Raw genomic sequence first — 14,824 nt, 5'->3', positions numbered from 1 at the left:
GGTCAGGAGCGCTCGTCCAGGAGGACCCGGACGCCCGCCTCCAGCTCGGCGACGGCCGCCGCGGCCGCCTCGGCGGAATCACCCGTGGCGTCGATGTACACCTTGAGCTTCGGCTCCGTGCCGCTCGGCCGGACGATCACCCGGGATCCGTCCGAGAGCCGATACCGCAGCACGTCGCCGGAGGGCTGCCCGGGAGCGCTCTGCAGCAGGTCCTCGGCCGACGTGATCGAACGCCCCGCGATCTGCGTGGGCGGAAGCGAGCGCAGCGACAGCATCACCGTGCCGATGAGCGACAGGTCCGCCACCCGCACCGACACCTGCGCGCTCGCGAAGTGCCCGTACGTGTCGCCGACCTCGCGGACGAGATCGGCGAGGGTGAGCCCGCGCTCCTGGGCTTCGGCGGCCAGCCCGAGCACGGCGACCGCGGCGGAGATGCCGTCCTTATCGCGCACGGTCTCGGGGTTGACGAGGTAGCCCAGAGCCTCCTCGAAGCCGAAGACGATGCCAGGCGCCCGGGAGATCCACTTGAAGCCGGTGAGCGTCTCGTGGAAGTCCAGCCCGTGCTGCGCGGCGATGGCGCCGAGCCCGGGGGAGGAGACGAGCGAGCACGCGAGCGAGGCCCCGGGAGTGCCGGCCGCGGCGCGCGCGGCGCGGGCACCGAGCAGCAGGCCGACCTCGTTGCCCGTGAGACGCCGCCAGCCGTCCGCGGCGGTCTCGTCCGGGAAGGCCACGGCGAGGCGGTCGGCGTCCGGGTCATTGGCGAGGATGAAGTCCGCCTTCGCCCTCCTGGCCGTGGCGAACGCGAGATCCATGGCCCCCGGCTCCTCCGGGTTCGGGAAGGACACCGTGCGGAACGTCGCGTCCGGATGCAGCTGCTCGTCGACCACGACGGGCCGCGGGTAGCCGGCGGCGTCGAGGATGCGGGCGACCGTCTCCCAGCCGACGCCGTGCATCGCCGTGTAGACCCAGCGCAGGCGGCGGGCCCCCGCGGGCGCCGGGGCGACGGCGGCGGTGGCGGCGACGTAGGCCTCGATGAGGTCCTCGCCCGCGGTCTCGTAGGCGGTGGACCGCGGCAGAGCCCGCACGTCGCCGCTGTCCGCGACCCGCTGGATGTGGGCGGCGATCTCGGCGTCGGCGGGAGCGACGATCTGCGAGCCGGCATCCGCGCCGCCGAGGTACACCTTGTAGCCGTTGTCGTCGGGCGGGTTGTGGCTTGCGGTCACCATCACGCCGGCATCGGCGCCGAGGTGACGCACGGCGAAGGCCAGCACGGGTGTCGGCAGCAGGCGGGGGAGCAGGATCGCGCGCAGGCCCGCCCCGGCGAACAGCTCCGCGGAGTCCTGGGCGAACACCCGGGAGTTCCGGCGTCCGTCGTAGCCGATCACGACCGTCGGCGTCGCCCCGGCGGCCCGCTCGCGCAGGTACGCCGCGAAGCCCGCGGCGGCCTGGGAGACGAGCACCCGGTTCATCCGGTTGCTTCCCGCTCCGAGCGCGCCGCGGAGCCCCGCCGTGCCGAACGCGAGACGACTGCCGAAGCGGTCGTCGAGCTCCGCCGCGGCGGCCTCGTCCCCGGAGGCGGCCCGTGTGACGATGCCGGCGAGCTCGTCGCGGGTCTGCGGGTCGGGGTCCTGGCGCAGCCAGGCGCGGGCCTGGGCGAGCCGCTCCTCGCTCACAGGGCCTCGACCACCCGGGCCAGCAGGGCGGAGATCACCGGCTCCGCCTCGCGACCGGCTTCGATGACCTCGGCGTGGCTGAGCGGCGTCTGCTGGATGCCGGCGGCGAGGTTCGTGATGAGTGAGAACCCGAGGATCTCCATGCCGGCCTCGCGCGCGGCGATCGCCTCGAGCGCGGTGGACATGCCGACGATGTGGCCGCCGATGTGCTTCGCCATCTGCACCTCGGCCGGGGTCTCGTAGTGCGGGCCGCGGAACTGCGTGTAGACGCCCTCGTCGAGCGTGGGGTCGACCGTCCGGGCGATGTCGCGCAGGCGCTTCGCGTACAGGTCGGTGAGGTCGATGAACGTCGCGCCCTCCAGTGGGGAGTCGGCGGTGAGGTTGATGTGGTCGCTGATCAGCACCGGCTGACCGGGCTTCCACGTCTCGCGGATGCCACCCGCGCCGTTGGTGAGGACCATGATCTTCGCGCCGGCAGCTGCGGCGGTGCGGACGCTGTGCACGACCCGGCGCACGCCGTGGTTCTCGTAGTAGTGCGTGCGGGCGCCGATGACGAGGACGTTCTTCCCGCCGGGGGTCCGGATGCTGCGCAGCGTGCCGACGTGGCCCTCGAGAGCGGGCTTCGAGAATCCGGTGACCTCGGTCGCGGGGATCGTCGCCACGGTCTCGCCGATGAGGTCGGCCGCCTTGCCCCAGCCGCTGCCGAGCGTGAGGGCGATGTCGTGCTTCTCGACGCCGGTCAGCCGCGCGATGTCGGCGGCGGCTTCGGCTGCGACCTCGAACGGGTTCGCAGCGGGGTCATCGAGGGGGTTGCTGTGGGTTTCAGGCATGGATCCACTCTAGGAAGTGGCAGGCTCCGGTGCCAGGATTGCGGAAGAATGGAGAGCATGTCTTCCACCACTTTCGAGCGCACTCAGCGCGTCGCCGTCCTCGGCGGCGGACCCGGCGGTTACGAGGCGGCCCTGGCAGCCGCCCAGCTCGGAGCGGAGGTCACCCTCGTCGAGCGCGTCGGTGTCGGCGGTTCGGCCGTGCTCACCGACGTCGTGCCGTCGAAGAGCCTCATCGCCACGGCGGACGCCGCGGTCGCCATCTCCGAGGCCAGCGACCTCGGCGTGAACTTCTACGCCAAGGGCGAGAACGGCAAGCCGCTCAAGCCGGAGATCGCCATCAACCTCGCCGCCGTGAACAAGCGCCTCGTGGCGCTGGCCGGTCAGCAGTCCGAGGACATGCGCACCACCCTCCTCGATGCGGGCGTGCGGATCCTCTCCGGTCACGGCCGTCTGGAGGGTCCGAACGCCATCGTCGTCTCCACCGGCGAGCGCGGCACGGACTTCGACCGCGTCGAGGCCGACACCATCGTCGTCGCGGTCGGCGCCTCGCCGCGCGAGCTCGACTCCGCCAAGCCCGACGGCAAACGCATCCTCACGTGGACTCAGCTCTACGACATGAAGGCGCTGCCCGAGCACCTCATCGTCGTCGGCTCGGGCGTGACCGGTGCGGAGTTCGCCTCCGCCTACATGAACCTCGGTGCGAAGGTCACGCTCGTCTCCAGCCGCGAGCAGGTGCTCCCCGGCGAGGACCAGGATGCGGCGCGCGTGCTGGAGAAGGTGTTCAAGCGCGGCGGCATGCAGGTGCTGTCCAAGTCGCGGGCCGAGAAGGTCGAGGTCGTCGGGGACGGCGTCACCGTGACCCTGTCGGACGGCCGCACGGTCGAGGGCAGCCACTGCCTCATGGCGGTCGGCTCCATCCCGAACACTGCGGGCATCGGCCTGGAGGAGGCCGGCGTCGAGCTCGACGACTCCGGTCACGTCCGGGTGAACCGCGTCGCGCGCACCTCGGTGCCGAACGTGTACGCGGTGGGCGACTGCACGAACTTCTTCCCGCTGGCCTCGGTGGCCTCGATGCAGGGGCGGACGGCGGTGTTCCACGCGCTGGGCGACATCGTCATCCCGCTCGAGCTCATCAAGATCACCTCCAACATCTTCACGGCGCCGGAGATCGCGACCGTCGGCTACGGCGTCAAGGACGTCGAGGACGGCCTCGCCGACGGCATGGTCTACAAGCTCCCGCTCGCCGCCAACCCGCGCGCGAAGATGATGGGCATCAAGGACGGCTTCGTCAAGCTCATCGCCCGCAAGGGGTCCGGCACCGTCATCGGCGGCGTGATCGTGGCCCCGAAGGCGTCGGAGCTCATCTACCCCATCGCGATCGCGGTCGAGCGCCGTCTCACCGTCGACCAGGTCTCCCGCGTGTTCGCCGCGTACCCCTCGCTCTCGAGCAGCATCACCGATGCGAGTCGCGCGATGCACCTCGTGAACATCTCCTGACCCGAGACCCCCCGCAATCGCCGAGACCCCGGGCTGCAGACATCTGCAGCCCGGGGTCTCGGCGTGAAAGCGGGGTCTCGTGTCAGGAGATCGTGAGGAGCTGGTGACCGGCGGAGACCGTGGTGCCCGCGGCGGCGTCGATGTTGCCGACGACGCCGTCCTTGTGCGCCTGCAGCGGCTGCTCCATCTTCATCGCCTCGAGGACGACGACGAGGTCGCCCTTGACGACCTGCTGCCCCTCCTCGACCGCGACCTTGACGACCGTGGCCTGCATCGGCGACTTCACCGCGTCGCCGGAGGCCCCGGCGTTGGCGACCGTGGCGTGGCTGCGGCGCGACGGCGGGACGGCCGCCGGGCGGCCGGTGGTGCCGGGCGCGACCGCGACGCGATCGGGCAGGCTGACCTCCAGGCGCTTGCCGCCGACCTCGACGACCACGGTGTGCCGGGCGTTCGCCGGAGCCGGAGCCTCCAGCTCGCCGTCCCACGCGGGGATGTCGTTGTCGAACTCGGTCTCGATCCAGCGCGTGTAGACCCCGAACGTCCCGTCCTCCGCCGTGAAGGCGGGGTCGCGGACGACCTTGCGGTGGAACGGGATGACGGTGGGCAGACCCGCGACCTCGAACTCGTCCAGAGCCCGCCGCGCGCGCTCCAGGGCCTCGGCGCGGTCCTTGCCGGTGACGATGATCTTGGCGAGCAGCGAGTCGAACGCGCCGGACACCGCGTCCCCGGCGGTGACGCCGGAGTCGAGGCGGATGCCGGGGCCGCCGAAGGTCTTGAAGACGTGGATGGGGCCGGGCTGGGGGAGGAATCCGCGACCCGGGTCCTCGCCGTTGATGCGGAACTCGATGGAGTGACCCTGCGGCTGGGGGTCGTCGTAGTCGATCGTGCCGCCGGCGGCGATGCGGAACTGCTCGCGGACGAGGTCGATCCCGGTGACCTCCTCGGACACGGGGTGCTCGACCTGGAGGCGGGTGTTCACCTCGAGGAAGGAGACCGTGCCGTCGGCGCCGATGAGGAACTCGCACGTACCCGCGCCGACGTAGCCGACCTCCTTGAGGATGGCCTTGGACGCCGAGTAGAGCTTCTCGTTCTGCTCGGGCGTGAGGAACGGGGCCGGCGCCTCCTCCACGAGCTTCTGGTGCCGGCGCTGCAGCGAGCAGTCGCGGGTCGAGATGATGACGACGTTGCCCTCGGCGTCGGCGAGGCACTGGGTCTCGACGTGGCGGGGCTTGTCGAGGTACTTCTCCACGAAGCACTCGCCGCGGCCGAACGCGGCGACGGCCTCGCGGGTGGCGGATTCGAACAGCTCCTCGACCTCGTCGAGCTCGCGGGCGACCTTGAGGCCGCGTCCGCCGCCGCCGTAGGCCGCCTTGATCGCGATCGGCAGACCGTACTCCTGCGCGAAGGCGACGACCTCGTCGGCACCGGAGACGGGGCCGGGGGTGCCGGGCGCGAGGGGCGCGCCGACCTTCTCGGCCACGTGGCGGGCGGTGACCTTGTCGCCGAGCGCCTCGATCGCCTCCGGGGAGGGGCCGATCCAGATCATCCCGGCGTCGATCACCGCGCGCGCGAACTCGGCGTTCTCCGCGAGGAAGCCGTAGCCGGGGTGCACGGCGTCGGCACCGGCGCGGCGGGCGACGGAGAGGATCTTCTCGATCTGGAGGTACGTCTCGGCGCTGGTCGCGCCACCGAGCGCGTACGCCTCGTCGGCCAGGCGCACATGCAGTGCGTCTCTGTCCTGGTCGGCGTAGACGGCGACCGAGGCGATCCCGGAGTCACGAGCGGCACGGACGATGCGGACGGCGATCTCGCCGCGGTTGGCGACGAGCACCTTCGCGATTTCAGGCATGGTTGCCAGCCTAGCGAGTAGCATCCCGATACTTTTGACGACTCTCGACAAGAAAGAGGGAAAAACGTGGAGGGGAGTCTACGACCACAGATCCGTCCACCGGACCCCGAGGTCGGCGGCGAGGCGGCGCACGGTGGATAGCGACATGCCCACCACGGTGGAGGGATCGCCCTCGACCCGGGTGATGAAGGCGCCGCCGAGGCTGTCCACGGTGAAGGCTCCCGCGACGTGCAGCGGCTCCCCTGATGCCACGTACGCGGCGATCTCCTCATCGCTGATGTCATCGGCGAACGTCACGGTGGCCTCCGCGACGGCCGTCGCCTCGACGAGAGCCGCGCCGGGGGAGACGCGGAACACGGAGTGTCCGGAGTGCAGCACTCCGGTCGCGCCGCGCATCTCCTGCCACCGGCGCGTGGCCTCCTCCGGCGTGTAGGGCTTGCCGTACACCCGGTCCCCGAGGGCGAACATCGAGTCCCCGCCGATCACGATGCCGTCGAACACGCCCTCGGCGGCCAGCCGTTCGGCGACGGCGGCGGCCTTGGCGCGGGCGAGCAGCAGCACGAGGTCGGCGGGTGCGAGGGGACCCATGCGCTCCTCTGCTGCGGCGGCCAGGGCGTCCTCGTCCACCTCCGGCGACAGCGTGAGCGGTTCGACGCCGGCCTGACGCAGCAGCATGAGCCGGGCGGGGGAGGTGGAGGCGAGGCAGACGCGCATGGAGACCACCGTATCCTCGAAGGATGACTTCCTCCGCAGCCGACGTGCTCGATCTCGACATCACCGGCATCGCCCACGGAGGCACCTTCATCGCCCGTCACGAGGGACGCGTGGTCTTCGTCTCGGACGCGATCCCGGGCGAGCGCGTCCGTGCCCGCCTGCTGGATCCGTCCCCCGCCGCCGGGGAGCCGGACACACGGAGCTTCTGGCGCGCCGAGACGCTCGAGGTCCTCGACGCCTCCCCGCATCGCCGGCCGCACATCTGGCCGGAGGCGGACGTCGCGCACGACCCCGCCCAGCGACCCGGCGGCGCCGACCTCGGGCACATCGAGCTCGACCACCAGCGCGCGCTCAAGCGACAGGTGCTGGCAGAGGCGTTCGACCGCTTCGCCGGTCCCGGGCTCGAGGCCCCGGAGATCGAGGCCGTGGAGTCCGGCGACGGGACGGGGTGGCGCACGCGGGTGACCCTGCACGTCGACGATGCCGGGAGGATCGGTCCCTTCGCCGCCCGCAGCCACCGCGTCGTGCCTGTCTCGACCTACCCGCTCGCCCGCCCCGCGATCGCCGAGGCCGCCCTGGCCCTGCGGGGCGAGAAGCCCGGGCGCATCGAGCTCGTGGAGCCCGCGGACGGCCGCGTGCGCATCCTCCGGCACCCCGAGGCCGAGCGCCGGGATCCCAGGGACCGCCGCCCCCGGCCGAAGCCCGAGGTGGTGCAGGAGCGCGTCGGCGACCGCACGTTCGACGTCGACGCCGGCGGATTCTGGCAGGTGCACCCCCGCGCCGCCTCCGTCCTCGACGGCGCCGTGTACGGGCTGCTCGACGGACACGTGGAGCCGGACGCGACGCACTACGATCTGTACGGCGGTGTGGGTCTGTTCGCGCGGACTCTCGCGGATCTCGGCGGCACCGACGTCGTGACGGTCGAATCCAGCCGCCGCGCGACGCAGCACGCCGCCGCGAACCTGGCCCCGCTCGAGGTGACCGCCGTCACGGCCCGGGTCGACCGCTTCCTGCAGCAGCCGCGACGCGGGGGCGCGACGGGGGCGGTGGTGCTCGACCCGCCCCGGTCCGGCGCCGGACGCGCGGTCGTGGAGGGCGTGCATGCGCTTGCTCCGTCCGCGATCGCCTACGTCGCCTGCGACCCCGTCGCCCTCGCGCGCGACCTCGGTACCTTCCGGGGCCTGGGGTGGCGGATCGACGCGCTCCGCGGGTTCGACCTGTTCCCGCACTCGCACCACTTCGAGGTCGTCGCCCTGCTCACCCGGTGAGCGCATTCCCGGTCCCCGGTCCGCGACTCACTAGGCTGTGGGCATGAGCACCGTCGCCCTCATCGACGACCACGAGTCCGTCCGCCTCGGCCTCGAGGCCGCGTGCGCCAGGGACGGGCAGACCGTCGTGTTCACCGGGAGCACGGTCGGCTCCTACCTCGTGTGGCGGTCCTCCACGGGCGCCCCGCCGGCCGACGTCGTCGTGCTCGACCTGACGCTGGGGGACGGGACGACGGTGACGGAGAACGTCGTGTCCCTCGTCGCCGACGGCGCCAGCGTCGTGATCCACAGTGTCGCCGACCGGCCCGCAGCAGTGCGAGAGGCCCTGGCGGCGGGGGCGGCCGGTGTCGTCAGCAAGTCGTCGGCCCTCGACGACGTGCTGGACGCGATCCGCACCGTGGCGCAGGGCGAGGCGCTGAACAACGTCGAATGGGCGAGTGCGGTCGACGGCGACCGCGCGTTCGCCGACGCGCAGCTGTCCAGCCGCGAGCGGGAGGTGCTGCGTCTGTACGCGACGGGCCTGCCGCTGAAGGCCGTGGCCGAACGTCTCGGCGTCGCGTACTCCACGGCGAAGGAGAACATCACCCGGATCCGGGTGAAGTACGTCGAGGTCGGTCGGCCGGCGCCCACCAAGGTCGATCTGCTGCGGCGCGCGATGGAGGACGGCATCGTGACGGCCGACGGGGCGCCGAGTGCCCGCTGAGCCGCTGAGCGTCCGCGACGCCTGGAGCAAGATCCCTTCTCCCGGCAGCGCGGAGAACGGCTTCGAGCGGTTCACCGGCAAGCGGATGGAGCGCATCCTCGCGATCGTCGTCGCCCTGGGGTCGGCCGTGCTCGGGGCACAGGCCCTGATCGCGGCCGTGCAGACGATGTCCCGCGCAGACGCGCCGCACATCTCGATGCTCGTTGGCGTCTTCGTACCGCTGACGGCGATGCTCGTCGCCTGTCTGATCGGACGCGGCGTGCGCCTGGCCGCGGGGGTGTTCGCCGTTGTGTATCTGCTCGCGCTCGCAGCGTGGCCCATCGTCGTCGACCCTACGGACAAGGTGGCGGGCGACCAGCCGTGGATCTTCTTCCTCGTGAACGTGGGCGTGGTGGCGGCGATGCTCGCCTTCCCCGTGCGGCTGCAGTTCGCGTGGGCCGTCGGCGTGCCCTTCGTGTACGGATACGTGCGTCTGGTGCAGGGGGAGTTCTCCCGGGAGTTCTGGGTGACGACGGCGTTCGACGTCTCCTTCACCCTGATCCTCGGTGTCGTGATCGTCTCGCTCGGCTGGATGTTCCGCTCGGTCGCCGCGGGCGTCGACGAGGCGCGGGGGACCGCCGTGGCCTCGTACGCGACGGCGGCCGCGACCGCGGCTGCGGAGGAGGAGAGGGTCGCCATGTCGGCGCTCATGCACGACAGCGTCCTGGCCGCTCTCATCGCCGCCGAGCGCGCGGAGGGCGAGCGCGCACGGGAGCTCGCCGTGGCGATGGCCAGGGAGGCCCTCACGCGGCTCGCGAACACCGAGGCCGCGGTCGCGGAGGAGGGCAGCGACGAGCCGGTGGGGGCCGCGCAGATCGTCGTGGAGCTGCGACGAGCGCTCTCCGAACTGGGCGCGGACGCCATCGTGGAGGAGCGCGGCGGCAGCGGCCTCATCCCGGGGCGTGCCGCGCGAGCGCTCGTGCTCGCCGCCCGCCAGGCGATCGGGAACGCGGTCGCGCACGCCCACGGTCGAGGTCTGCACATCCTCGTCGTCGGTCACGGTGACGAGGGCATCGCCGTGACGATCTCGGACACGGGCGGCGGCTTCGACGTCGACGCCATCGGTCCCGACCGGCTCGGCATCCGCGCCTCGATCCTCGCCCGCATGGCCGGTGTGGCCGGGACCGCGCACATCTCCTCGGATGCGGAAGGCACCGTCGTGACCCTGGGGTGGGAGCGCTCATGAACCGGACCGTCCGCAGCGTCGCCACCACGCTCGCCGTCGGCTTCGCGCTGTACTTCGTCGCACGCGGGATCTGGTGGATCGAGCAGCCGACGGCTCCGCTGCTCATGGTCCTCGCCATCGCCGTGTACCTCGTGGTGGTGAACATCGCGATCCTCGGGAGTCCGGCCACGGTACGCATGCCGCTGTGGTCGGCGCTCCTCGCCCTCGGAGCGAGCACGATCATCCCGGTGCTGGTCACCCTCTCGTTGGACCCCGACGATCGGACGGCGCCCTTCGCCACCTGGTACATCGGCGCCCTCGGTCTGCTCGGCATCGTCTGCGTGGTCCGTCGCCGCGCGTGGGCGGGCTGGGCGGCGCTCGCTGTGCTCGTGGTCGCGGCATCCCTCGCCCTGGGCCTGGGGGTGGCGATGAATCTCGGAGTGGTGGGGTCGATCATGTGGGTCGCGGTCGCCCAGCTCCTGGTGATGTTCTGGGACCGCGCCGTGAGCGACACGGAGCGCCTGTCGGAGATCCAGCAGGCGGTCTCGGCCTGGCACGCGACGCAACGGGTGCGCCAGCGCGAGCGTCGCCTCCGCACCCAGTTCGCCCTCGCCGTCGCGGGCCCCGTGCTCAGCCGGGTGGTGGCGTCACGCGGCCAGCTCGACGACGATGAGCGGCTGGAGGCCCGGCTCGCGGAGGGGCGTCTACGCGACGAGCTGCGTGGTGCGGACCTCCTGAACGACGACGTCCGTAACGCGATCGACGCCGCGCGCCGCCACGGCGCCTCCGTGACGGTGTTCGACGAGGGGGGTCTCGACGGCGTCGACGAGGGCCGACGCATGGAGATCCGCGACGAGCTCGCGTCGGTGCTCCGTAGCGCCGGGACCGGGCGCATCATCATCCGCTCCGCACGAGACCCGCTCGTCGCCGTCACCGTCGTCGGTCGCGCGGGTCTGCGGGCATCGGACGACGATTCCGTGGACCTGTGGCACGAGATCACGAGGGAGCGGCGCGGGACGACGTCCGACGCGCGGAGCTGAGAGTGGGCGAGGGGCGGCGAATCCGCCTGCCCCTCGCCGTGCGGACAGTTACCCGAAAACCGTCCGCTGGTGGCCGATCAGCGTCTGTCTACCCTGGGACAGAGAGACCAGCCGAACGCGAAGCGTCTCCTCTAGTCTGCGGTCCCGTGCAACGGTTGTCTGTAGGTATTTTGGGGGACAAAGTCCGCCACCGGCCTCAGCCGGCGAAACGTCCCCAGGGGATGTCCCGGCGCAGCGGCCGACGCAGCGGACGCTGCGTGCGGGTCCACGCGGAGACCCGCGGCTCCTCGACCGTCGCCTCCGCCTGCTCGTTCGCATAGGCGTCCCCCAGAACCGCGATGAGGGCAGCGAGCTCCTCCTCGGTCGCGGTGCCGCGGGTGACCTCCAGCATCACGGGCGCGGGCGCCGCCCCGTCGACGGCAGGTTCCTGGCCGCTCACAGCGGGATGTTCCCGTGCTTCTTCGGGGGCAGTTCGGCACGCTTGCCCCGCAACGCCCGCAGGGCCTTCGCGATGGCCACCCGCGTGTTCGCCGGCTCGATGATCCCGTCGAGCTCGCCGCGCTCGGCCGCGAGGAAGGGCGAGGCCACGTTGTAGGTGTACTCGTTCGCGAGGCGCGTGCGGACCGCCGCCACGTCTTCGCCCGCTTCCTCCGCCTTGCGGATCTCCCCGCGGTAGAGGATGTTGACGGCGCCCTGGCCGCCCATCACGGCGATCTCCGCGGTGGGCCAGGCGAGGTTCACGTCGGCGCCGAGCTGCTTCGAGCCCATGACGATGTACGCGCCGCCGTAGGCCTTGCGCAGGATCACCGTCACGAGCGGCACGGTGGCCTCGGCATAGGCGTACAGGAGTTTGGCACCGCGGCGGATGACGCCGGTCCACTCCTGGTCGGTTCCCGGCAGGTAGCCGGGGACGTCGACGAGGGTCACGATCGGCAGCGAGAACGCGTCGCAGAAGCGCACGAACCGACTCGCCTTCTCGCCCGCCTCGATGTTGAGCGTGCCCGCCATCTGCGAGGGCTGGTTGGCGATGATGCCGACCGAGCGGCCCTCGATGCGTCCGAAGCCGATGACGATGTTCGGCGCGAACAGCGGCTGCACCTCGAGGAAGTCGCCGTCGTCCACGACGTGCTCGATCACGGTGTGGATGTCGTACGGCTGGTTCGGGGAGTCCGGGATGAGCGTGTTGAGCGTGCGGTCCGCGTCCGTGGTCTCGAACTCGAACGCGCTCTCGTAGGAGGGCAGCTCCGCCATGTTGTTGTCGGGCAGGAAGCCGAGGAGCGTGCGCGCGTAGTCGATCGCGTCGTCCTCGTCCTCGGCGAGGTAGTGCGCGACGCCGGAGCGGGTGTTGTGCGTGTAGGCGCCGCCGAGCTCCTCCATGCCGACGTCCTCGCCGGTGACGGTCTTGATCACGTCGGGTCCGGTGACGAACATCTGGCTGGTCTTGTCGACCATGATGACGAAGTCGGTGAGGGCGGGGGAGTACACCGCGCCACCGGCCGCCGGGCCCATGATGATCGAGATCTGCGGGATCACGCCGGAGGCACGGGTGTTCAGGCGGAAGATCTCGCCGTACTTGCCGAGCGCGACGACACCCTCCTGGATGCGGGCGCCGCCGGAGTCGAGGATGCCGATGCACGGCATCCCGCCGGCCAGGGCGAACTCCATGATCTTCACGATCTTCTCGCCGGCGACCTCGCCCAGCGACCCGCCGAAGGTGGAGAAGTCCTGCGAGTACACGGCGACGGTGCGGCCGTGGATGGTGCCGACGCCGGTCACCACGGAGTCGCCGTACGGACGCGAGCGGTCCATGCCGAACGCGGTGGTGCGGTGGCGCACGTACTCGTCGAACTCGACGAAGCTGCCGGGGTCGACGAGGAGCTCGATGCGCTCGCGGGCGGTCATCTTGCCCTTGGCGTGCTGCTTCTCCTTCGCCTTCGCCTCGGCGTCGACGACGGCCTCGGTGTAGCGAGCGCGCAGGTCCGCGATCTTTCCGGCGGTGGTAAAGGGGTCGGGCTTGTCCGTCACGGATTCCACCCTAGCGTCGGCTTCGCGCCGTCCGTTGGATGATCGGCACAACGGGGCGGCGGATCCTTTGGCGAGGTGCGCGCTCGCTCACCCCGCGGTCGTGTCCGAACCCGGTCGCGGCGGCAACCCATGATCGCCATCGGCGGGACCGGCGTCGAGTTCCTCCGCTGGGTGCTCGCGTCGGCGACCGGCGATCTCGCCGACGCGGTGCCCGACCCAGCCTGCGCCGCGTGCCACGGTGCCCGCGGCTCCCGCGACCGCGTTGCCGGCGTAGCGCGCTCCGCGCAGCATCCGCAGCTCCACCTTCTCGGCGCCCGGCACGGGTTCCAGCTCCGCGGGGAGGGTGAGCGGTGCGGCTCCGAAGGCCCGGTGGGAAGTGGTGAGCACGCGGCGTCCGAGGATGTGGTTGCCCGCGCCGCCGATCGCCGCGCCGATCCCGAACGGCATCGCCTTGCCGATGAAGGAAGCCCCGCCCTTGGCCGCGAACTGCTTCACGAACATCCCCTTGAGCTGGTCCACGAGCGGCCCCACGGCGGCGCGCGGCAGCGACTTCGTCACCAGCTCGCCCCAGTACGCGGACCGGCTGCTGCCGCGACCGGTGACCTGCCGCGCGAGCTGCCCGACGAGGTCGACGCCCTCCTTGCCGAGCATGAGGGTCATGACCAGTGCGCGAGCGCGGTCGGGGTTTCCCACCGCGATGCCGTGCACCTCGGCGACCGACTGCGCGAAGAGGGCCGTGGATTCCACGAATCCCACCGTCTCGACCCCGGAGAGGGCGAGCGTGATGCCTGTGCCGATACCGGGGACCACCGCGGTCGCCCCCACCGCGGCCCCGCCCGTCGTGACGGCTGCGAGATAGCGGCGCTCCAGGATCCGGATGATCTCGTCGGGGGTCGCGTGCGGGTTGCGGAGCCGGATGCTGCGGATGTGGGCGAGCACCAGCGGGCGCTGGATCGACAGCACCCGATCGAGCCCGCGGACCATCATCGGGTGTTCGGGGGAGCCGACCGGCGGCACGCCCTTGTCCCACGGGGCGTCGTCCGGCAGGGAGTGGATCTTGTGCACCTTGGGGGCCATGTGCCGATCCTATGAAGCGCGACCGCGAAAACACCGAGAGCCCCGGTCCGTGGCGGAACGGGGCTCTCGGAGGGGATCGTCACACGAAGAGGTTCGCGCGCTCCAGGTCTTCCGCGAAGTCGACTTCGACCGCGTACAGGTCGGAGACATCCATCGGCTCGAGCAGCAGGCCGTCCTCGGCGATCGCCAGCTCGAGACCCCGCTCGAAGTAGTCCTGATCCTCAACCCGCTGCAGCTGGCGCATGAACGCCTTCTTGAAGCCGGAGGAGATGTAGTTGATGCCGACGGCCTCGCCGAGACCGCCCTTGACGGACTTCGACAGCTCCTTGATGAAGCCTTCCGCGGTGACGGTGTACTTCACCTCTTCGTCGCTGACCTTGGCGGTGTTGACGGTGACGAACGACTGGTCACGCTCGATGTACGCGGCGGCGCGACCGAGGATCATCGGGTCGAAGACGACGTCGCCGTTCATCCACAGCACGCCGCTCTTGCCGGTGGCGCTCAGGGCGCGCAGCAGGCTCTTCGAGGTGTTGGTCTCGTCGTAGCGGTCGTTGTGGACGTAGTTCACGGAGGGGAAGGCCTCGATGATGGTCTCCGCGCGGTAGCCCACGACCGTCGTGATGCGCGCGTCGGATCCGAAAGCGGCCCGGATGTTGTCGTGCTGCTGGCCCATGATCGTGCGGCCGTCGTTGAGCTCGGTGAGCGGCTTGGGCAGCGCACGGCCGAGGCGGGAGCCCATTCCGGCTGCGAGGATGACGGTCTGAAGAGTCACGAATACTCCTAAGGAAGTTGTGTTCACGGTCGGTTCACCGACCAGACACTTCGTCGTGCCGGGAATCATGCTAGCGATTCCCCCTGGGAACCCCGGGGCCAGGCAGGCCCCGTTGCCATTTCGTGACCGAGTACACACGCAACGCACAGGCACGACAACCCCCTTGCAAATT

General features: G+C 71.2%; 13 protein-coding genes. 5 read left to right on the top strand and 8 right to left on the bottom strand.

The features are described 5' to 3' along the window. Nucleotides 1-2 precede the first annotated feature (2 nt). Both BLU02_RS04835 and BLU02_RS04830 read right to left on the bottom strand, forming a co-directional pair. A complete protein-coding gene (locus BLU02_RS04835; protein ID WP_083370893.1) occupies nucleotides 3-1,673 on the bottom strand; it encodes a phospho-sugar mutase in 1,671 nt (556 codons plus the stop codon). Then, nucleotides 1,670-2,503, bottom strand: coding sequence for a purine-nucleoside phosphorylase (locus BLU02_RS04830; protein ID WP_060923622.1), 834 nt, complete (start codon nucleotides 2,501-2,503; stop codon nucleotides 1,670-1,672). The genes BLU02_RS04835 and BLU02_RS04830 overlap by 4 nt, the downstream gene beginning before the upstream one ends. 48 nt (nucleotides 2,504-2,551) lie before the next feature. Here BLU02_RS04830 and BLU02_RS04825 point away from each other — a divergent pair, with 48 nt between their 5' ends. Continuing rightward, a complete protein-coding gene (locus tag BLU02_RS04825) occupies nucleotides 2,552-4,000 on the top strand; it encodes an NAD(P)H-quinone dehydrogenase (protein ID WP_060923621.1) in 1,449 nt (482 codons plus the stop codon). Between the two features lie 82 nt (nucleotides 4,001-4,082). On the opposite strand, the gene BLU02_RS04820 is transcribed toward BLU02_RS04825, so the two are convergent. Continuing rightward, on the bottom strand, nucleotides 4,083-5,849 hold the full coding sequence (locus BLU02_RS04820) for an ATP-binding protein (protein ID WP_083370892.1): 1,767 nt from the start codon (nucleotides 5,847-5,849) through the stop codon (nucleotides 4,083-4,085). Nucleotides 5,850-5,927: 78 nt separating this feature from the next. After that, entirely contained in the window at nucleotides 5,928-6,563 is a 636-nt protein-coding gene (locus BLU02_RS04815; protein ID WP_060923518.1) for a Maf family protein, read from the bottom strand. Between the two features lie 23 nt (nucleotides 6,564-6,586). On the opposite strand from BLU02_RS04815, the gene BLU02_RS04810 reads away from it, so the two are divergent. The 4 genes from BLU02_RS04810 to BLU02_RS04795 are packed head-to-tail and all read left to right on the top strand — an operon-like array spanning nucleotide 6,587 to nucleotide 10,778. Beyond that, complete coding sequence (locus BLU02_RS04810) at nucleotides 6,587-7,831, top strand: class I SAM-dependent RNA methyltransferase (protein ID WP_060923516.1); 1,245 nt, start codon at nucleotides 6,587-6,589, stop codon at nucleotides 7,829-7,831. Nucleotides 7,832-7,874: 43 nt separating this feature from the next. Further along, nucleotides 7,875-8,534: a response regulator transcription factor gene (locus BLU02_RS04805; protein WP_060923517.1), complete on the top strand. Its 660-nt coding sequence runs from the start codon at nucleotides 7,875-7,877 to the stop codon at nucleotides 8,532-8,534. Continuing rightward, nucleotides 8,524-9,759: a sensor histidine kinase gene (locus BLU02_RS04800; protein ID WP_083370891.1), complete on the top strand. Its 1,236-nt coding sequence runs from the start codon at nucleotides 8,524-8,526 to the stop codon at nucleotides 9,757-9,759. The genes BLU02_RS04805 and BLU02_RS04800 overlap by 11 nt, the downstream gene beginning before the upstream one ends. Then, nucleotides 9,756-10,778 (top strand): hypothetical protein, encoded by a 1,023-nt coding sequence (locus BLU02_RS04795; RefSeq protein WP_060923422.1) that lies wholly within the window; start codon nucleotides 9,756-9,758, stop codon nucleotides 10,776-10,778. Before BLU02_RS04800 ends, BLU02_RS04795 begins: the two co-directional genes overlap by 4 nt. Nucleotides 10,779-10,974: 196 nt before the next feature. On the opposite strand, the gene BLU02_RS04790 is transcribed toward BLU02_RS04795, so the two are convergent. The 4 genes from BLU02_RS04790 to BLU02_RS04775 form a co-directional block, all read right to left on the bottom strand. Continuing rightward, nucleotides 10,975-11,217, bottom strand: a complete 243-nt coding sequence (locus tag BLU02_RS04790; RefSeq protein WP_306304915.1) for an acyl-CoA carboxylase subunit epsilon — start codon at nucleotides 11,215-11,217, stop codon at nucleotides 10,975-10,977. After that, nucleotides 11,214-12,803, bottom strand: a complete 1,590-nt coding sequence (locus tag BLU02_RS04785) for an acyl-CoA carboxylase subunit beta (protein WP_370670667.1) — start codon at nucleotides 12,801-12,803, stop codon at nucleotides 11,214-11,216. Before BLU02_RS04785 ends, BLU02_RS04790 begins: the two co-directional genes overlap by 4 nt. Nucleotides 12,804-12,890: 87 nt before the next feature. Next, complete coding sequence (locus BLU02_RS04780) at nucleotides 12,891-13,880, bottom strand: hypothetical protein (protein ID WP_060923419.1); 990 nt, start codon at nucleotides 13,878-13,880, stop codon at nucleotides 12,891-12,893. 79 nt (nucleotides 13,881-13,959) lie between these two features. Next, nucleotides 13,960-14,652, bottom strand: a complete 693-nt coding sequence (locus BLU02_RS04775) for a phosphocholine cytidylyltransferase family protein (RefSeq protein ID WP_060923420.1) — start codon at nucleotides 14,650-14,652, stop codon at nucleotides 13,960-13,962. Nucleotides 14,653-14,824 lie beyond the last annotated feature (172 nt).

It is taken from the genome of Microbacterium paraoxydans (assembly GCF_900105335.1).
GTDB classification, from domain to species: domain Bacteria; phylum Actinomycetota; class Actinomycetes; order Actinomycetales; family Microbacteriaceae; genus Microbacterium; species Microbacterium paraoxydans.
The sequence above is the reverse complement of the archived record's forward strand: the minus strand, read 5'-3'. Positions and strand labels throughout refer to the sequence as shown.